The sequence below is a fragment of the Bacillus cereus group sp. MYBK30-2 genome, from assembly GCF_051915945.1.
GTDB classification, from domain to species: Bacteria; Bacillota; Bacilli; order Bacillales; family Bacillaceae_G; genus Bacillus_A; species Bacillus_A paramycoides.
In genome coordinates, this window is sequence record NZ_JBQAFR010000001.1 from 1,128,552 (window position 1) to 1,147,846 (window position 19,295).

Here is a 19,295-nt window from a genome sequence, read left to right on the forward strand (position 1 = left end):
TTTCTTATAACTCCTTTTTGACTATCTATAAGTAAGAAGTCCCTAGCGGCCACCTACAATAAATTTAAAATCTAAATCGAAGCTATCAAGAGATTTTGTTAATCCATGAACATGTATATTCCAGTTTCCTGTCATATTAATATACATCCCTTCCGCTTCATATTCTCCCGGTGAAACTGCCGAAACTTTAAATGAACCTTTGCCCATATTCATATCTAATGATTGAGTCGTCAATACGATTTGTTCCATATCGGTAACAGGCTGTCCATTCTCATCCTTTACATTAATATGGAATGTATTCTGTCCTACCTTATTAGGACTTACATGTAAAGTAAGTTCATATCCATTATCTACTTGTTTACTCTCTGTAAAAGGTCCAGTAGGGGGCATCGGCGGTGTTTGTACGTTTGTCATAAAGGCTACGATTATGAAAACGATAATCCCAACAATAAACTCTACTTTCACTGAAGCTCCTAACCTTTTCTGAGCTCTCATTCTCCCTTTCACATAATGAAAAATCCCCAATATTCCCATGCAAACGAATAAAAGTATCTTAGTTAATAAGGCTAATCCATACTTCGTATCAAATAGCGAATGGATCGTTGGAATAAAAAATGTACTATTAAAAAGACCTGTTATTAATATCACAATGACAGCACCTGTTGCCCATGGTGAAAAACGCTTAATCGCATCCCAATACATAGTCCACTTGGCATCCTCTTTACGCAAAAGAAGAATAATCGATGATAGACCACCAATCCATAATGAAGCTGCAAATAAATGTAGAAAATCCATAGCGATAGCAATTTCTTTAAACTTTAAACCATATGCGTGACTATTTAAGGCCTTCATTATAAGTAAACTAATGAACAATACAAGTGGAATGCTCCATACTTTACAAGACGAGAGCTTTTCACGTTTCATCGCAAAATATGTAACAATCATGAGCGTACTAATAAGAGCAATTTGAGTGATCCATACATAGCCAAAAACAGATAACTGTAATGTTTCTTTTAATAATAAAGGATCGAATGCTTCTAGCCATGAAACATCAGCGTTCATTTTCGCTTGCAATGGTAAATTGAATAGTAAACTAATGAATATACCAAATAATGATATCCATATTATTTTCTTACTCCTTGATTGAACTTCAATTCCCTTCCCTTTATAAATAATAAGATTAAAGAATAGAACTCCTAAAAATAGTGAGAAACTTGTATATAAAATTCCGCGTTCCACAATCATATCGATTTTGGGAACATAGCCCATCTCTTCTACTTTTATATCATCTGTTCCCGCTTCTGCTGACCCAATACGGAATGGAATAACTCCTTGAATTGGATGTCCATCAGCTGAAATAGCTTTCCACTGAACAGAGTAGAGACCATTTTTGAGATTCTCTTTTAACCCAGCTTCTAATAATTTTTTATTACTTTTATCTATATGAGCATCTTTTAAATCTACTCTTTTACCTGAGGAATCTCTTACAAACAATGTATTAAATCGTGAAACTTGTATATCCTCATCGAATTCAATTTTCACAACAGATGGTGCTTTCTTTAACGTTTCATTTTCCGTAGGGTTTGATTTCACAACATACGCATGAGCAGATGCGCTTTTTGGTATCAATATAATACACACGCACGCTATTAATACCCATGCCCCTATCCTTCTTATTACTTTCACACTCATTTCACTTCTTTCTTTTTCGTCACTACACTTTCATTACTTTTTACTTTCTAAATTTTATTTTTCGATAAAATATTAACCTGATTAAATATAAGGTTCTATACCGTATTACTCTCTATTTATTTCTCACCTCTATACTTTTAATATAATAGTATCTACCTTTATAGATACTACTTACATTTTTAAAGTCAATTATTATTATAGCATAAAATATATTTATATAAGTTTCCGAAGAAGAAAAGTTATCGTGAATCATTTGTGAAGAAAGTGTGAAATACATAAATAAAAAGGCGTTACGTTATTACGTAACACCTTTTCATTTATTTCTCTTCCGGATAATCACAATACTCAATAATCGTTCCCTCTGTATCCGCTGGGTTAAGGTAAATTAATCGTCTACCATGTTTATTAATTCGAAGTGTATGTTCTAACGTTCGAATACCTTGTTCTTTTAACTCTTCTAAAGCTACATCTAAATCATCGACACGATAGGCAACGTGATGAACACCTTTACCTTTTTGCTTTATAAATCGGGCAATTGGTGATGTTGTATTATTCGTCGGTGCAAGTAGTTCAATTCTATCTCCATCCACTTCCATAATAGCGACTTCGCTTTCCACACCTGGTGCTTCACTTACGTAACGATCTATTAATTTTCCTGATAGAACTTGTTCATAAAAACGGATCGTACTATCTATATCACGAACTGCAATTCCGATATGATCAATTGTTTTTTTCATTTTATTTCCCCTAATACTTTATTTTTGCTCATTATTAATAGTAACAAAAAAAGTTATAGAAACAAGTTCTATAACTTTTTTATTCAACCTATTTTCTTATCCGCTCTAGTTGCTGGTTGAACTTGATTTTTCACTTTTAAAATGCTAATGCCATATCCGATAAATCCACCGATAATCGCTGGGAAGATCCAGCCTAATCCTACTTCCTGCATCGGAAGGAATTTAGTGAACACTTGGCTTACTACTTCAATGTTAACTCCAGCTGCACTTAATCCATCGAATAAGCTGATGATAAATGTTACGATTAAACTCACTTGATAAACTTCAGCTCTTCCTTTAAATAGTGAATGGAAGAATGTTAAGAAAATCAATACAATTGCTAGTGGATAAATTGCTGTTAATACTGGAACAGAAACTGCGATTAATTGTGTTAATCCTACGTTTGCAACAATTGCACTAAATACACATAGCGTGATTGCTATTGCTTTGTAAGGAACATTTGGGAATAACTTATGGAAGAATGAAGAACATGCTGATACAAGTCCCACACTAGTTGTTAAACAAGCAACTGTAATCATTAACCCTAATAATACTCCGCCATATGATCCGAAATAGTAGTTAGAAACTTTCGCTAATACTTCTCCTCCGTTCTCTAAATGTCCAAGCTTCGCAACACTTGAAGCTCCCATATAAGAAAGAGCTGTATATATAATTGCTAAAATAGATGCTGCAATGATTGTCGCTTTTGCACAAACGACCATAATTTGTGTTTTCGTTTTCGCACCTTTTTCTTTAATTGCATTAATGATGATGATTCCGAATACGAATGATGCAAGCGTGTCCATTGTTAAGTATCCTTCTTGGAATCCTTTAAAGAATGCATGTGATGTATAAGCTTCCGCTGGTGCTTGCATATCTCCAATCGGATGAATAAAAGCAACGATTACTAAAATACCGATGAATGTTAACTTAATTGGCGTCAAGATTTTCCCAACAATATCGACAATTTTCGCAGGATTTAGCGAAAAAAAACAAGTGATGCTAAAGAATATGATTGTAAAAAGAATTAACGGTGTAGAACCTAACCCCTCTGGCATAAACGGCTTAAGACCAATTTCATAAGAAACATTCCCCGTTCTTGGTATTGCAAATAACGGACCAATCGCTAAGTATAAAACTGTTGTAAACACAATCCCGAATACTGGGTGAGCACGACTTGCTAATGACTGTAAATCGTCTTTACCCGAAAAACCAAATGCTAATACGCCTAATAATGGTAAACCCACTCCTGTTACTAAAAATCCAGCGTTAGCAATCCATACATTCTCACCCGCTGATTGACCAAGCATAGCTGGGAAAATTAAATTCCCTGCTCCAAAAAATAGTGCAAATAACATTAATCCGATAACTACTATGAACGAAAACGGTACTTTATTCGTCATAATAAAACCCCCATTCAAAATTCCTTATCTCATTTCCAATTTTAACTAATTGAATTTTCTGAATATTTAATTTAAGTATCAACTATTCTTGAACTCATTATAGTTTGATATATAATATTTTGCAATACTATTTTCAAACTTTTCTTTTATTTTATAAATATACATTTTTTAACATAGAAACTAGACTAAAAAACCAACATGGTCATCCATGTTGGTTTTTCTCTTTTGCTATCCTAAATTAAAATTTTGCAGCTACTTTTTTAACGTTTTCTAAACCTTCTTCAACAATTTGTTGTGAGCGATCTGGATATTGATTGTGTCCTTCAATTACAACTGTCTCTGGATTTGTAATTCCCCAGAATCCAAGCACAGTTGTTACATAATTAACGGCCATTTCCATAGGAGCCATTTGTTCTGAAGAGTAATCTGAACCACGAGCACCTAATACAACCACTTTCTTATCACCAGCTAAACCTTCTGGACCATTTGCTGTATATTTAAATGTTTTTCCAGCTTGAGAAAGGTATGAAATATACGTGATTAATGGTGCTGGCACTGTAAAGTTCCATAATGGGAACGCAAATACAACCTTATCAGCTTCTAAAAATTGATTTAAATATTGATCTACTGTAGCAACGGCCTTCTCTTCTTCAGCTGTTAACTCCATTCCTTGACTACGTTTGTATCCACCTGAAATAGCGATATTTCCGTAATAAGGAAGATCTAATGCAAATAAATCTAACTCCGTAATTTCTGTATTTGGATTCGCTTCTTTATAAGTATTTACAAATGTTTCATACATTTTTGAACTAATTGCTTGCTCCGCTGGACGATCGTTTGCTTTTACAAATAATACTTTTGACATTGTTTTATTCTCCTCTATTTTTGTATTTTCTTCTTTTTTACCAAATAGTGAACTTAATAATCCCATTCTCTTCACCTAAACTTTCTTATCATATTCATTATTCATCAGCATTAAAAATCTTATTCCAAGAAAAAGTTCCAATAGATACCTTAAGTTAAGCCACCTAAAACTTTTTGTTATTTAATTACCTTATGTAAGTGATTGTAATATAGTCACTTACTTTAGTCAAGTAACTTTTAATAAAAAATAAAATCTTGAATTAAAAATAATAGCTAAAATACAATTAAACAGCAAATACAACTTTATTACTTGTATAATAAACTTAGAGAGGGAAATTCATATTTAGAAAGGATTTATTCATGAGCACTATAGAAAAGATTCAAACTTTTATCATTCTTGCAGCTGTTATATTCGGAGTTATATTAGGACAATTTAATATGATACATATGTATTCAGACAAATTTATTGTCCCCTTCTTATTTTTCATGCTATATGGATTATTCCTCAGCATCCCATTGAAAGAAATAAAAAACGGGTTTCGTAATTTAAAGTTTGCTGGAACAAGCCTTACCATTAACTTTTTATGGACACCTTTCCTCGCTTGGGGATTAGGTGCATTTTTTCTTTCAGATCATCCAGCACTTTGGGTTGGATTTATTATGTTGATGGTTACTCCATGTACAGATTGGTACTTAATATTTACTGAAATAGCGAAAGGGAACGTAGCACTTTCCACAGCGATTTTGCCTGTAAATTTAATTTTACAAGTATTATTGCTACCCGTTTATTTATTTTTATTTGCCGGTGTAATGAAGACTGTAGCGGTTTCTGTTTTAGTAGAAAGTATCGTTATCGTAATTGTCTTACCATTTTTACTTGCACACGCTACAAAATTCATTATGAATAAAATGAAAAAAGCTGAAACACTCGAGAATAAACTCATTCCGTTTTTCAGCTCTGCTCAAATTGTATTTTTAAGTTTAGCGATTGTAGCGATGTTTGCATCACAAGGTAAATATTTACTACAAAATATGAATGTTGTTTTATTATTACTGATTCCTGTTTTATTGTTCTTCATCATTAATTTTTTACTAGGACAATTTATCGGGCGCATCCTGCATTTATCTTATAAAGATACAGTAAGTTTAAGCTTAACAACATTAGCAAGAAACTCGCCTGTTGCGCTCGCTATTGCTGTGACTGCTTTTCCAGACGAGCCTCTTATCGCACTTGCACTCGTTATTGGACCGTTGATTGAGCTGCCAGTTCTTGCTTGTGTCTCACAAGTGTTGTTACTTATTAAGAAAAAACAGCAATACGCATAATAAAAAACGTCCTACTTTGGGACGTTTTTTTATTGCCGAGAAATTATATCAACGCAAAATTGAATTATCGCCTCTTACTCATTAATAAAGATGAAATAACTGAAGCTAAAAACGTAATAATACCAATTATGATAAATAGAATGGAAGGTGAAATTGACTCTAAGAAATATCCTGTGATTGCAATTCCAACCGGAGTTGATACTAATAATAACAAATTTAAAAATCAAAAAATCCTCCTTGCATTTCATTTGGAATTAACTTTCTATACAATACTCCAAAATATACATTACTTACTCCAAATACTAGCACTGTTCTCTTTTATACTACTGATTTCACTATTCACTGTACTCTCCCTTCTACTCATATATTATTTTCTTTCATTTATATTATGCCTTCTAGTTTAAACACCCGCTTTTTAACTTTAGTAATGAAAATAAGCCGATATTATGCAACTCTGTATAAAAAGCTGCATAATATCGGCTCTAAAGATTTTATACGTTATAGAAGATTGACTTTTCGTTACATTAACAGATCCTTTCTAATTAAAAATTATAGGAAAAGTAAATGTAACGAAAGCTGCCCAAAGTCCGTAGATTGGCAAATACTTAGTAACGGCATCTTGGATAGTTGAAGGTCCGGATTTGTTTTGTAGAAAACGCATATAGGAGAGCATAATCCAAATTAGATTTGCCCAGATAAGTATGTTTACTCCTAAAACAGCAAGTCTATTAGGCGTAATCCCATAGGAAGAAAGCCTGAACACGATGGCTGACAAAGCCACACTGTCAATGATAAGCGCAAGAACAATTAAGGAAAAATTTATATAATCTGAAATGTTCTTTTTCTCGTCTGAGTCGCTCTCGATAATAGAAAATATAGTAACGGCCAATACACCAAGGAGTATTCCGTTGAAGACTATCAGGAAATTGCGGTCCAAAAATGGATTTTTTCCGACCCATATAACCGTTATAAGATAGATCAACAATGTGACCAAGACAAGAGGACTAAAAATTTTAGATATATATGGTGTAATATTTTTAGCAAGTTTAAGATTCATTGATACCAGGTATGCAGCCACAATAGCGAGAGCGGCAGCACCAAATAAAACAACATTACTAAAATAGAAGTCTCCTATATCCAAGTCAACAAAGCTAAATAACCGCATGGTGAATACTGCTAGTACCATTCCGCTAACTGCCATGCTGGCGTAGAGAATACAATATTCCAAATTAAATTTAATATAGGCTAATCTTGTACTGCCTTTTGAATATTCATTTCCTGTAAACGCAAGTCCTACCAATACCCATAAGAATATAGGAAGGTGTAAATAAGCAAGGATAATACTGTCTTTATAATTTAATGGCAGCATATTAAGATAAAACCCGGAAATTAGGAACAACGCTACAAGGGAATAAATAACACTTTTTTTCGGAGTATTATTGTAAACAAAATAGGCAGCAATAAAGGGAATTACACCAAAAGCCAGGTTAATCGGAGCAATTGCTTCCTGTTCGACAAAGTGGAAAATGATTCTGGTGCTTATCCCGGCCAGAATAGATAAAATGCCCATGAATAAGAAACCTTTTTGAATCAAGGAAGTTTTTCCTGTATTTTCCGTCTCCTTGAAATGCAATCTTTCATACCAAATACCCAGAACCTGAGAATCAGGATTTTGTTCCCATGCGTATGAGAATGACTTTTTAAAAGCTTTCGGGTCTTTTCTATACATTTTCTCCAACTCATGAGGGTTATCAATATTTTCAACAATCAAATTGTTAATGTCCATAGTTATACCTCCCCTAATAATTGTTATATTAAGTTTCTCCGACAATGTTTAACTGTCTTCGTCACTTTTGTATTCTAAAATATCTCTAGACTGACATTCTATTGCCTTACAAGTTGCCTCTAAAGCGATGAAAACGAGATATTTTATAAAAGCAAACTGTAGAAGCAATTTTGCTGCAAGATTCGCCATCTCTGGCCCCTAAAAGAGTAACATCTATTTTTAAAAACAACGTTGTTACTTTTTCCATAAAAAGCACTTCACTTATTTACTCTGATTTTGATTTTAATACACTTTTTATTGTTTTACAATAAATTTTTATCAATTTAGATAATATTTTTATTGTATATTTTTGTTTTAAGCAAAAATAAAAAGCATTCTTCATTCAAAGAAATGCTCTATAACTTTTTATAAACATCAGTGTACGCTACTTTCAGATGTTCTCTTAATTGCTTGCTTTTATTTTCTAATTTCTTATTTTCTCTTTATATAAAAGAGATGATAAAGTTAATATAAACGTCCTATTTAATATCATTTTTTCAAACAATTATTTTAAATACTTTTTAGTGCTAGCACACAAAAGTCTGTAATTATAAAATAAAAAAGCATGACATAAAATTGTCATGCTTTTTCTTTTCTATCAATATTTTTCAAACCTAACCTGTTATAGCACCTTTTACTCGGGCAGGAGCTTTTTTATTTAGTAAAGCACTTTTTTATTTGTTGAAACCACTTAATTCTCAAACACAAAGTTAATCTTATTATCTTTCCACTCTAACTTCGCATCAAAGGTCTTCTCGCCCTTTTTAAAACCTTTAATTAAATCGGTCTTCTCACCTTTTAAGAGCTTTGTCATGTTTTTTTGCGAAATTGTTTTACTTAATATCTTCTTCGAGATGGTAAAGTCACATTGTGTTGTATTGTAGTTTGAACAACCGTAAAATGTGGACTTGTCAATAACATCGCCATCACATTTTTTACAGTTCCCAACCTTTTTACCTGTTGTAAATTTCGATCCTTTTCGTTCTATCGATTCAACATGTAATCCAGTGAAGTCCCACTTCTCCGACATTTCTACCGCGTCTTCAATAATTTTAGCTGATAGCTTTTTCGTCTGTTCCATAAATGTAGCTGGTGAAGCTGTACCTTCTCCAATTTCCGCAAGGCGCTGCTCCCATTTCGCAGTCATTTCTGGTGAGGCTAGTATTTTGTCACCGATTGCTGTAATTAATACTTTTCCTTTATCCGTTGCGTACACTTGGTTTTTCTGCACATCTATATATTTACGATCCTTCAGCATCGTAATAATACCTGCGCGAGTTGCCTCTGTACCTAAACCTTCAGTTTTCTTCAATACTTTCTCAAGTTCTTCATTATCTAAGTACTTACCAGCTGTTTTCATTAACGTTATAAGTTGTCCTTCTGTATAACGTTTCGGTGGCTGTGTTTTTCCTTCTTTCACTTTCACCTTTACAACTTTCCCTTGTTCACCTTCAGCTACAATTGGAAGAATCGTTTCGTCATCTTTATCGTCTTGGAAAATAACTTTACGCCAACCTTCTTGAATTTGCTGTTTTCCTTTCGAAATGAACTCCGCACGTTCGTCTACAAGCGTTGTAATCGTTGTGTAGTCAAAGATTGCTACTTCATAATGCGCCGCAATAAGTCTTCTTACGATCATATCGTAAATTTTCTTTTCATCACCTGATAGTTTACTTGGATTTGTAACTTGCTCTGTCGGTATAATTGCGTAGTGATCGGTAACCTTCTTTTCATTCACATAACGCTTGTTGTTCATAATCGATTCAATTGGTGCCGGCAATAAACCTTTATATTCATCAAACTGACTTAACTTCTGTAAAATATCAGGGAACGTCGCTGCCTCTCCTTGTGTAACATAGTTAGAATCCGAACGCGGATAAGAGACTATCCCTTTTTGATATAGTGCTTGCGTTATATCTAGCGTCTTTTTCGGTGAAAATTTAAAGGCTTTATTCGCTGTCGCTTGCAGTGCTGATAAATTAAATAAAAACGGCGGCTGAAACTCTTTACGCTCCGTTTTCATTTCTTTTACTACAGCCGGTTTATTTTGACAAAACGCTGCAATTTTATTTGCCAAATCAGGATCATTTAAGCGGGACTCATTATCTTTCTCCCATTTCCCCTCATACTTCTTTCCTTCTATATTAAAGGTTGCGAACACTTCCCAAAATGGCTCTGACTTAAAGTTCTCTATTTCTTTTTCACGCTTTACGATCAATGCTAATGTTGGTGTTTGTACACGACCAGCGGAAAACACATCATTCATTCCCTTTTTCTTTAGCAAAATACTAAAGACACGCGATGCATTCATACCAACGACCCAGTCGGCGCAAGATCTTGTATATGCTTCGTAATACGTATTAATCGTATCTGATTCATCAAGTAAGTTTTTAAACCCTTGATAAATGGCTTGTTTCGTTAAAGATGAAATCCAAAGACGTTTCATCGGCTTTTGCACGTTGCAAAGATTAATAATATTTCTTACGATCAGTTCCCCTTCACGCCCAGCATCGCCCGCGTGAATAATTTCTGTTACCCCCGGATTATGTAACAGCTGTTTCACTACATTAAATTGCTTATACTTTGACTTTGTTACCTCAAACTGAAATCGCTCTGGAATCATTGGTAATGTATCGAGCGACCATTTTTTCCACTCAGCGTGATAATGTTCTGGATTACATAACTGCGTCAAATGACCAATTGCCCATGTACAGTACGCTCCATTTGGAAATAACTCATTCGCTTCTACTTCTAAATACCCATCTTTCCGGCGATATTTAAACTGTGAAACAAGAGCCAAACCTTGATCTGGTTTCTCGGCAATAATTAATTTCATTTTATAACTCCCTATCTGTATTCCAGTGTTACTTTCATTGTATATATGTTTAGAGACGACGATAAAACAACAATCTTATTTATCATTCGCGGTTTGCCTCACAAATGTGAGACCTATAATATTATACGCTTATTCTTTATGGCTTCACAATAGAAACTCATTATATAACAATTTCTTTCACATACTCACAAGCAAAAAAGACGCCAAAAAAAATCAAGCGTCCTTTCCTTTATTACTACTTGCTTATATTCATTAAATTGTGCAGATAATTTGCAGATATATATAAGCATAAGTACCCTCCATTTAAACATATGATGAAGTGAATGATAGGACAGGGAGGTATCATGATGTTTACTTATACGTTAACTGCCTTAACACTTTGTTGTATCTCGATTATTATTACATCATATATTTCTAAACGCAAGGGTACCCTAATGGAGTATATGGTATTTATTATGTCTTTTAGTATGAGTATCGGTTTAAGTATAGGCTTTTATTTAGGTATTTTTTTTAAAGGAGAATTACTATATTCTACTTTGCTTGCTATTTTGATTAGTGGTTTTATCGGTTTTTTAGTCGGTCTTCGTTTTCACCTGTATACTGCCTTAGAAGGAATGTTCTCTGGATTAATGGCAAGTATGATGGGAGCAATGATTACAGAAATGTTAAACACTCAACAAGCTCATAGTATACTTCTTATTAGCCTCTTACTTACCATAACTATTACCATGTCATGTATGATTCAATTGTTATCAGAGAACTTTTCTACTTATATCCACCGACGGTTTCTATTATTACTTTCCATTAGCGTAGTAATTGTTCTTACTGTATTCGTGACATTCCCAGATCATACTCCCCCATCTTCCTCAGGGCACGATCAACACACGCATTAACACTTACAATCAAAATTAATAAAGCAGCTATCCAATAAGATAACTGCTTTATATCATAATAAATTACATGAATTTTATATTATTCTGGCCTATTTGGAATATTAGGGTTTGGAACATAATCAGATTTGTAATCTTTATATTTTACTTCTGTTACCATTCCTGCTGAAGCATGGTGTAAATCATGACAATGGAACATCCATTCACCTGGATTGTCAGCTACAAAGGCTACTTCATATTCTTCTCCTGGTTTTAAGTTCAAAGTATCTTTAACAATTGGAGAACCTTCTATCGGTTTTCCATCTTTACTTAACACTTGGAAAAAATGACCGTGTAAATGCATCGGATGATCGTCTGCTTTAGAGCGATTTACTAATTTTACTTTTACTAAATCACCCTTTTTTACTGGAATTGGGTCAATATCTGGGAATACTTTTCCGTTAATTGTATATACCATTTCATTTCCATTCATTTGCGTATTCAAGTCCATATTATATGTGGCAGTATACTGCTGGTCTAACGTGAAACCCCCTAATTTTTTAGCACCATATTTCGTCATGTCTAATTTTGATAATTTTTCTTTTTCGTTTGCTTTGTCCTTCATCTCTTTGCTGTCATCATATTCAATAACAGCTTTCATTCCTTTTGCACCTTTATTTTCTGAATGGTCTTCAACATACCATTTCCCAGGATTGTTAGCAGTGAATTCAACATCATAACGTTCACCCGGTGCGATTGAAATTACTTTATCCTTTATAATTTTCGGATCATTAATTGGTTGGCCATCTGTCGCAATTACTTTTACATCATGACCGTGAACGTGTATATCATGTGATAGATAACCAGCATTAACGAGGCGAAGACGAACTTTATCTCCCTTATTCACTTTTAATGGCTCTACTAAATCACCGCTTTTACCATTGATTGTGAATAAGTCATACATACTCATATCATGACCTTCCACCTTCATATTTCCATGGTCCATTCCTGCCATATTACCAGAGTCTTTTTTATCACTGCTCATATCCATACCGGAATGATCCATGCCTTTCATATCATCATTCTTTTTCGTATTTTCATTATCCTTAGATTTATTACCTGTTTGCCCTTTTGTCATTTCTTTTAACTGCTTATTAATTTCTTCTTCATCTGTTACCCATTCATCTAACATTAATGTGTAATCTTTATCATACTTTTCATTTGTATCTTCTACAACGAGAGCACCATATAAGCCTCTATCTAATTGATTGACAGAATCTTGATGCGAATGATACCAATACGTTCCTGGTACATTCGCTTCAAATTCATAGGTGAAACTTTTTCCAGATTCAACCGCATCTTGTGTCACGCCTGGAATTCCATCCATGTTATTTGGAACAGGATATCCATGCCAATGAATAGATACTGGTGCAGATAATTCATTTTTTAATGTCACTTTAACCTTTTCACCTTTTTTCACCCTAATTTCTGGACCCGGGGATGAACCATTAAATGTCCAGACCGGAACAATAACACCGTTACTTAGCTTTTGTTTTTCTTCTTTCGCTACTAAAGTAACTTCCGGCCCCTTTACAACTTTCAATGGTTTTGTAGCAGTTTCAGTCTGTGCTGTTTTTTTATCATTCATATTTTTATGATCATTTGTTGTATTTGTGGTCGCAGAACACGCAGCAATTAAAGATATTACGGAGACTATAACTGCTATTAACACAAATCTTTTCATGGAAAACCCCTCCTTTTTCTTTTTCAAAATCATTATAGAAGATGATTTTGAAGAAAATATGGAGATGTAAAATGAACAAAATAAAAAGGCGCCCAAAATTGAGCGCCTCTTCTAATTATTATTTCGTAACAACTTCATCTTCTTTTACATTCACATTATTTTCTCTCATAAACTCTTCAATTTCTTCAACTTCTCTAATGATATCTTTTGACAAGTTTTCATACCCGTCCTTCGTGACAAGAATATCATCTTCAATACGAATTCCAATTGATTCTTCTTCAATATATAGACCTGGTTCAATCGTAATGACCATACCTTCTTCTAATACTCTATCTTTGTATGTTCCTACATCATGCGTATCTAAACCAAGGAAGTGGCTGACACCATGATAATAATATTTAGTTAATTCCTCGTCTTCTTGAATTAAACCAATTGCTTTACATTCTTCTGCTAGTACTTTTTTTGTATGTTCATTTAATGCAGCGAATTTTAAACCTGGCTTAATAAGTTCCGTTGTTTCTTTTAATGCTTTTAACACTATATTATATATTTGTTTTTGGCGACTAGAGAATGTGCCACTAGCTGGGAATGTGTAACTAATATCAGCATTATAGTAGTCTTTTTGAGCACCTAAATCGAGCAGTACTAAATCACCTTTTCCCACTTTTGCATCATTATCTTCATAATGCAGCACAGTAGCATTTTTACCACTCGCCAAAATTGTATTAAACGCATGATGTTTAATGCCAGATGATTTCAGCGTAAAATCAAAATGAGCTTCTAATTCATATTCCATCATATCTGCTTTTGCATGCTTCAGTACGTTATAAATACCCTCTTTAGTAACAGCAATAGCTTCTTTTATGATTTCAATTTCTTCTTCTGTTTTAAACACTCTTAATTCACAAATGTTCGGATACACATTTCCGATTGTAATGTGAGGATATTGTTCTCTTACATGTTTAGCAAACGCTAACGTTTTCGTCTCTGTACCTTTCCACTCACGAAGCTCCAAATCTAAATTCACATGTTTCACATTTTCGGTGAAAAGTGTATTTGACATTGTTTTTTCAAAGCTCTCTATATATACAACTTTCTTTATACCTGATAATTTCTCTGCTTCTTCTTTAGAAACTGTTTTTCCAACCCACTTCTCAAGCACTGGATCTGATTTTTCAATGAAAAGAGTCTCTTCTACACTATTCCCAAACTTTTTTAGCATGAAAATAACATTTGGCTCATCGATTCCCGTTAAGTAGTAAAAATTACGATTCGGCACAAATTTATAATGTGCATCAGCTGACATATGAGGTGCTTGTCCCGCAAATAAAATAGTAATAGATTCCTCCGGTAATGTTTTTACTAATCGTTCTCTATTTTGAGTAAAAAATGTTGACTTCATAATAATCCCCCTAACGTTCTATGTATGCTTTTAAAGCTAATTGTCCTCTGTTATTCATTTTATTATTGTTATAATTTTTCGTCAATTTTTAACCCATTTGTAGATGGTATTGACATAACAAACTATACGAGTTAAAATTACTATAAATTAGTAAGTAACTAATTTATTTTAAAATAAGAGGTGAACAAAATGAAAAACATTTTATCCCGTATTAACGAATTAGCAAAAAAAGAAAAAACTATAGGATTAAATAGTGCCGAAAAACAAGAGCAACAAACGTTAAGAAAAAGCTATACGAAAGAATTTCGCGGAAGTTTAGATTCCATTTTATTAAATACAAAAATTGTAGATCCTAGCGGCGAGAACGTTACTCCACTTGCTTTACAACATGCTCAAGATCGTTTGAAATTTAGTAAATGAGCTCCGCGCTAAAGAGTTTCAATAAAACATAAAAAGAGCTGGATTTCCCATATAGAAATTCCAGCTCTTTTTATATTTTCTACAATTGTCTTTGTAATTTAGTATACGAGCGATACATAGCAATTCTCCACGATACGATCATCGCAAATGCAAGTAAGAAAAACATCCCGCTTAATTGCGCTAAATCAATCGATTGACTTAAATATGATTTAAGTCCTACTCGTACAGCCAATAAACCAACTAAAATAAATATGAACGCTTTTGACGGTTTCATATATATATCTTCGCCTTTTATTTCGAACTTAGATGTTTTAATAAGAAATATAGAGAAAATAAGTCCTACGCTAATTGCCTCTACTATTTCTAACGATGTTAATCGAAACTCTGGTAAGAAGTACATCATTGCACCAGTACTCATAAAAATTGGCGGTAATATAATTTTCTTTTTCGTTACCGGTTTTTTCGCTGACTTAAATCGAAGAAACATCACTCCAACGGCCATACAAACTGCTACGATACTTGATAAAAGTGCTAAACTCATATTCTCCACTCCTATCTATTTAAAAGACTTTTTTAGCAAAATCATAAACCAAACAAGCCCGACACTAATAATGACATGAGCTAATCCAGCCATATGGCTTAAACCGTTAAAGTCCGTTCCGTTTACTTGTAGAAGACCTCTAAATACCATTGTCGCGATAGTAAAAATTAATCCTGCATTATAAACAACAAACCATGCGCGAAAGCTTTTTGTTTCTTGTACATGAAACACTTTAAATAAAGCTAAAGCAACCAAAAAGAATATGAATCCTAATACTAATACGTGTGTATGCACTAGCTGTAACATAGTGGATCCTTTAATTCCTTGTGCTTTTGTATACTCTCTTGCAAATACACCTGATAATAAGCCAATAATTAAGTACATGAATGCTGCATTATATAATTTCTTCATTATATTCCTCCTGCTGTAGAACGACAATTCATATCGTCACTTTCCATATTCGCTGCAATCATTTTACTCAAAGTTTATGAACGGAATATGAACAGAATATTACATTGTTCTTTTTATACAAAAAAAGACCTTCCACAACTGTTGATTGTGGAAGGCCCTTTTATCTTATTTTAAATCTTCAATTGAGAAAGCACCCGGCAACAACTGTTCGACCGTCACTTCTTTTTCATCGCCTTTTACATTCGTTAGTAAAACAGGCATTTTCGGATCACAAAATTCAGCAATAACTTGTCTACATGCACCACATGGTGAAATTGGTCCGTCAGTTTCACCTGTAATGACTAAGTAACTAAAATCGCGCTCGCCTTCTGATACTGCTTTAAAGATCGCCGTTCTTTCTGCACAGTTACATAATCCGTAAGAAGCATTTTCTATATTACAACCAGTATAGATTTTACCTTCTTTCGTAACTAACGCTGCACCAACAGGAAATTTTGAATACGGAATATATGCTTTTGATAACATCTTATTTGCTTCTTCAATATATTTTTTCTTATCCATATTATTTCCTCCTCAAAGTAAATGTAATTATGATTAATCAGTAATAACTGTATGAACTAATTTAGGAGCCACTGCTGTTTCAGAGATAGAAATGTTTTCATAAATTTTTGCTTTTACATCTTCTACATTTTCACGATTTGCATAGATTGTTACGAATGGCTCGCCTTCTTTTACTTCATCGCCAACTTTTTTACGTAACATTAAACCTACAGCTAAATCGATTTCATCTTCTTTCGTTGCACGGCCTGCACCAAGTAACATAGCTGCGATACCGATTTCATCTGCAACAATGTTTGAAATAACACCTGAAGTTTTAGCAGGTACATCAATTACATACTTCGCCTGTGGCATTTTTTCTGGATTATCTACAATCGAGCTGTCTCCACCTTGATTGCTTAAGAACTCTTTAAATTTCTCAGTTGCTTTTCCGTTTTTCATAACTTCCAGTAACATTTCACGAGCTTCTTCTAATGTATTGGCTTTTTTCGCAAGTACAACCATTTGACTACCTAATACAAGTACTAATTCTGTTAAATCTTCTGGGCCTTCGCCTTTTAAAGTATCAATTGCTTCCTTCACTTCTAGAGCGTTACCAATCGCAAAACCAAGAGGTTGTGACATATCTGAAATAACTGCCATCGTTTGACGTCCAACATTATTTCCGATACGTACCATTGCATGTGCTAATTCTTTTGCATCCTCTTCTGTTTTCATAAATGCTCCTGCACCTGTTTTTACATCAAGTACGATTGCATCGGCGCCAGCTGCAATTTTTTTACTCATAATTGAACTTGCGATTAGAGGAATTGAGTTTACCGTTCCTGTTACATCACGTAATGCATAAATCTTTTTATCTGCAGGTGTTAAGTTTCCAGTTTGACCAATAACAGCTACTTTGTCACGGTTTACAATATCAATGAATTGCTCTTTCGTAATTTCAACGTGGAATCCTTCTACTGCTTCTAATTTGTCAATTGTTCCGCCCGTATGTCCTAAACCACGGCCAGACATTTTTGCTACTGGTACATCTAAAGCAGCAACTAATGGTCCTAATACTAATGTTGTTGTATCACCAACACCGCCAGTTGAATGCTTATCTACTTTAACGCCTTCAATTGCTGATAAGTCGATAGTTTCTCCAGACTCAACCATTGCCATTGTTAAGTCTGCACGTTCACGATCCGTCATATCCTGGAAGAAGATTGCCATTGCAAGTGCACTCACTTGATAATCAGGAATACTTCCGTCTGTATAACCATTAATAAAGAAATTAATTTCTTCAGTCGTTAATTCTTTTCCATCACGTTTTTTCGCAATAATATCTACCATTCTCATTACAATCACCATTCCTTTTCATATTATATGAATCTATTAAAATAGTAAGCCAACAACCGTTGCTGATAAGAAACTTACTAATGTTGCACCGAAAAGTAATTTCAAGCCGAATCTTGCGACTACATTCCCTTGTTTTTCATTTAAGCTTTTCACTGCTCCCGCAATAATTCCAATTGAAGAGAAGTTTGCAAATGAAACTAAGAATACAGATATAATCGCTGTTGTTCTAGCTGAGAAATTAAAGTTTCCTTGTGCTAAATCTGTCATAGCTACAAATTCATTTGATACAAGTTTTGTCGCCATAATATTGCCGGCATTAACTGCTTCATGCCACGGAACGCCCATAATAAATGCAAATGGTGCAAATACATAACCAAGAATTTCTTGGAATGAGATACCGATTACACCTTTAAATAATGCATTAATAAAGGCAATCAGAGCAACGAAACCAACTAACATAGCTGCTACTGTAATCGCAACTTTAAATCCATCTATAATGTATTCCCCTAATACTTCAAAGAAGGTCTTTTTCTCTTCTTCTTGCACTTCTAACATATCCTCTTCTTCTGTAACTTCATACGGGTTAATGATAGAAGCTATGATGAAACCACCAAATAAGTTAAGCACTAAAGCGGTTACAACATATTGTGGTTTTAATAACACCATGTATGATCCAACGATAGACATAGAAACTGTAGACATCGCAGATGCACATAATGTATACATTCTTTTTTCTGGCAATAATCCTAGTTGTTTCTTAACTGAAATAAACACTTCAGATTGTCCTAAAATCGCAGAAGCAACCGCGTTATATGACTCAAGTTTCCCCATTCCATTTACTTTGCTTAATGCTAAACCGATAAATTTCACAATAATAGGTAGTATTTTAATATGTTGCAAAATACCTATTAACGCTGATATAAATACGATTGGCATTAATACCCCTAAAAAGAATGAAAACTCTTTTTGATTTACTAATCCACCAAATACGAAATTAACACCATCAGCGGCATACTTTAATAATTCTCCAAAACCATCAGCGATTCCACTAATTAATATATTCCCAATACTCGTATTTAATAATAAAAATCCCAAAATGAATTGTAATATAACCATCGTTATGATTGGGCGAAATTTGACTTTCTTTTTATCATTACTAGCAAGCCAAGCGATACCTAAAATCAATACGAGGCCTAAAACACCGATTAAGTATTTCATAAGCCGTCTCCTCCCATTCGTATCCGCTTACATGTTTTTTAATTGTTAAAGCAATAGATACACTTTACTTTA

General features: G+C 33.8%; 16 protein-coding genes and 1 pseudogene. 3 read left to right on the plus strand and 14 right to left on the minus strand.

The window, feature by feature from the left end:
* Nucleotides 1-42: 42 nt before the first annotated feature.
* The 4 genes from ACTFQM_RS05855 to ACTFQM_RS05870 all read right to left on the minus strand — a co-directional run bounded on the left by ACTFQM_RS05855 (nt 43) and on the right by ACTFQM_RS05870 (nt 4,802).
* The gene (locus ACTFQM_RS05855; protein WP_440033728.1) at nt 43-1,692 is read right to left on the minus strand and encodes a copper resistance CopC/CopD family protein; all 1,650 of its coding nucleotides are present in this window, start codon (nt 1,690-1,692) and stop codon (nt 43-45) included.
* Between the two features lie 317 nt (nt 1,693-2,009).
* A complete protein-coding gene (locus tag ACTFQM_RS05860) occupies nt 2,010-2,429 on the minus strand; it encodes a VOC family protein (RefSeq protein WP_440033729.1) in 420 nt (139 codons plus the stop codon).
* Nucleotides 2,430-2,512: 83 nt separating this feature from the next.
* Nucleotides 2,513-3,871: a branched-chain amino acid transport system II carrier protein gene (brnQ, locus tag ACTFQM_RS05865; protein WP_440033730.1), complete on the minus strand. Its 1,359-nt coding sequence runs from the start codon at nt 3,869-3,871 to the stop codon at nt 2,513-2,515.
* A 238-nt stretch (nt 3,872-4,109) separates the two neighbouring features.
* Nucleotides 4,110-4,802 carry an FMN-dependent NADH-azoreductase gene (locus ACTFQM_RS05870; RefSeq protein WP_440033731.1) on the minus strand — a complete coding sequence of 231 codons (693 nt, stop codon included), beginning with the start codon at nt 4,800-4,802 and terminating at the stop codon, nt 4,110-4,112.
* Nucleotides 4,803-5,095: 293 nt separating this feature from the next.
* Between ACTFQM_RS05870 and ACTFQM_RS05875 the strand changes: the two genes are divergently transcribed.
* Nucleotides 5,096-6,061 carry an arsenic resistance protein gene (locus tag ACTFQM_RS05875; protein ID WP_440033732.1) on the plus strand — a complete coding sequence of 322 codons (966 nt, stop codon included), beginning with the start codon at nt 5,096-5,098 and terminating at the stop codon, nt 6,059-6,061.
* A 64-nt stretch (nt 6,062-6,125) separates the two neighbouring features.
* On the opposite strand, the pseudogene ACTFQM_RS05880 reads toward ACTFQM_RS05875, so the two are convergent.
* The 3 genes and pseudogenes from ACTFQM_RS05880 to topB all read right to left on the minus strand — a co-directional run.
* Nucleotides 6,126-6,367: pseudogene (locus ACTFQM_RS05880) on the minus strand (MFS transporter); the annotation flags it as partial.
* 232 nt (nt 6,368-6,599) lie between these two features.
* The gene (locus ACTFQM_RS05885; RefSeq protein ID WP_440033733.1) at nt 6,600-7,847 is read right to left on the minus strand and encodes a DUF4153 domain-containing protein; all 1,248 of its coding nucleotides are present in this window, start codon (nt 7,845-7,847) and stop codon (nt 6,600-6,602) included.
* A 730-nt stretch (nt 7,848-8,577) separates the two neighbouring features.
* Nucleotides 8,578-10,722, minus strand: coding sequence for a DNA topoisomerase III (gene topB, locus ACTFQM_RS05890; protein ID WP_002171395.1), 2,145 nt, complete (start codon nt 10,720-10,722; stop codon nt 8,578-8,580).
* Between the two features lie 347 nt (nt 10,723-11,069).
* On the opposite strand from topB, the gene ACTFQM_RS05895 reads away from it, so the two are divergent.
* The gene (locus tag ACTFQM_RS05895; RefSeq protein WP_440034391.1) at nt 11,070-11,615 is read left to right on the plus strand and encodes a hypothetical protein; all 546 of its coding nucleotides are present in this window, start codon (nt 11,070-11,072) and stop codon (nt 11,613-11,615) included.
* 79 nt (nt 11,616-11,694) lie between these two features.
* Here ACTFQM_RS05895 and ACTFQM_RS05900 read toward each other — a convergent pair whose 3' ends face one another.
* Entirely contained in the window at nt 11,695-13,335 is a 1,641-nt protein-coding gene (locus ACTFQM_RS05900) for a multicopper oxidase family protein (protein WP_440033734.1), read from the minus strand.
* A 118-nt stretch (nt 13,336-13,453) separates the two neighbouring features.
* Complete coding sequence (locus ACTFQM_RS05905; RefSeq protein WP_440033735.1) at nt 13,454-14,737, minus strand: aminopeptidase P family protein; 1,284 nt, start codon at nt 14,735-14,737, stop codon at nt 13,454-13,456.
* A gap of 189 nt (nt 14,738-14,926) precedes the next feature.
* Here ACTFQM_RS05905 and ACTFQM_RS05910 point away from each other — a divergent pair, with 189 nt between their 5' ends.
* Entirely contained in the window at nt 14,927-15,157 is a 231-nt protein-coding gene (locus ACTFQM_RS05910; RefSeq protein WP_440033736.1) for a DUF896 domain-containing protein, read from the plus strand.
* Between the two features lie 79 nt (nt 15,158-15,236).
* Here ACTFQM_RS05910 and ACTFQM_RS05915 read toward each other — a convergent pair whose 3' ends face one another.
* From ACTFQM_RS05915 to ACTFQM_RS05935, 5 genes are all read right to left on the minus strand, one after another.
* Nucleotides 15,237-15,698, minus strand: coding sequence for a CcdC family protein (locus ACTFQM_RS05915; protein ID WP_440033737.1), 462 nt, complete (start codon nt 15,696-15,698; stop codon nt 15,237-15,239).
* 15 nt (nt 15,699-15,713) lie between these two features.
* The gene (locus tag ACTFQM_RS05920) at nt 15,714-16,109 is read right to left on the minus strand and encodes a DUF2871 domain-containing protein (RefSeq protein ID WP_002171389.1); all 396 of its coding nucleotides are present in this window, start codon (nt 16,107-16,109) and stop codon (nt 15,714-15,716) included.
* Between the two features lie 165 nt (nt 16,110-16,274).
* Nucleotides 16,275-16,670: a cytidine deaminase gene (locus ACTFQM_RS05925; protein ID WP_000358532.1), complete on the minus strand. Its 396-nt coding sequence runs from the start codon at nt 16,668-16,670 to the stop codon at nt 16,275-16,277.
* Nucleotides 16,671-16,703: 33 nt separating this feature from the next.
* Nucleotides 16,704-18,005 (minus strand): pyrimidine-nucleoside phosphorylase, encoded by a 1,302-nt coding sequence (locus ACTFQM_RS05930; RefSeq protein ID WP_440033738.1) that lies wholly within the window; start codon nt 18,003-18,005, stop codon nt 16,704-16,706.
* Nucleotides 18,006-18,041: 36 nt separating this feature from the next.
* The gene (locus ACTFQM_RS05935; RefSeq protein ID WP_002171387.1) at nt 18,042-19,223 is read right to left on the minus strand and encodes a NupC/NupG family nucleoside CNT transporter; all 1,182 of its coding nucleotides are present in this window, start codon (nt 19,221-19,223) and stop codon (nt 18,042-18,044) included.
* Between the last annotated feature and the right edge of the window lie 72 nt (nt 19,224-19,295).

Bases quoted from the DNA above. Each gene is read 5' to 3' on its own strand.
- ACTFQM_RS05855 (WP_440033728.1), bottom strand. From the start codon at position 1,692: ATGAGTGTGAAAGTAATAAGAAGGATAGGGGCATGGGTATTAATAGCG.
- ACTFQM_RS05860 (WP_440033729.1), bottom strand. From the start codon at position 2,429: ATGAAAAAAACAATTGATCATATCGGAATTGCAGTTCGTGATATAGAT.
- brnQ (WP_440033730.1), bottom strand. From the start codon at position 3,871: ATGACGAATAAAGTACCGTTTTCGTTCATAGTAGTTATCGGATTAATG.
- ACTFQM_RS05870 (WP_440033731.1), bottom strand. From the start codon at position 4,802: ATGGGATTATTAAGTTCACTATTTGGTAAAAAAGAAGAAAATACAAAA.
- ACTFQM_RS05875 (WP_440033732.1), top strand. From the start codon at position 5,096: ATGAGCACTATAGAAAAGATTCAAACTTTTATCATTCTTGCAGCTGTT.
- ACTFQM_RS05885 (WP_440033733.1), bottom strand. From the start codon at position 7,847: ATGGACATTAACAATTTGATTGTTGAAAATATTGATAACCCTCATGAG.
- topB (WP_002171395.1), bottom strand. From the start codon at position 10,722: ATGAAATTAATTATTGCCGAGAAACCAGATCAAGGTTTGGCTCTTGTT.
- ACTFQM_RS05895 (WP_440034391.1), top strand. From the start codon at position 11,070: ATGTTTACTTATACGTTAACTGCCTTAACACTTTGTTGTATCTCGATT.
- ACTFQM_RS05900 (WP_440033734.1), bottom strand. From the start codon at position 13,335: ATGAAAAGATTTGTGTTAATAGCAGTTATAGTCTCCGTAATATCTTTA.
- ACTFQM_RS05905 (WP_440033735.1), bottom strand. From the start codon at position 14,737: ATGAAGTCAACATTTTTTACTCAAAATAGAGAACGATTAGTAAAAACA.
- ACTFQM_RS05910 (WP_440033736.1), top strand. From the start codon at position 14,927: ATGAAAAACATTTTATCCCGTATTAACGAATTAGCAAAAAAAGAAAAA.
- ACTFQM_RS05915 (WP_440033737.1), bottom strand. From the start codon at position 15,698: ATGAGTTTAGCACTTTTATCAAGTATCGTAGCAGTTTGTATGGCCGTT.
- ACTFQM_RS05920 (WP_002171389.1), bottom strand. From the start codon at position 16,109: ATGAAGAAATTATATAATGCAGCATTCATGTACTTAATTATTGGCTTA.
- ACTFQM_RS05925 (WP_000358532.1), bottom strand. From the start codon at position 16,670: ATGGATAAGAAAAAATATATTGAAGAAGCAAATAAGATGTTATCAAAA.
- ACTFQM_RS05930 (WP_440033738.1), bottom strand. From the start codon at position 18,005: ATGAGAATGGTAGATATTATTGCGAAAAAACGTGATGGAAAAGAATTA.
- ACTFQM_RS05935 (WP_002171387.1), bottom strand. From the start codon at position 19,223: ATGAAATACTTAATCGGTGTTTTAGGCCTCGTATTGATTTTAGGTATC.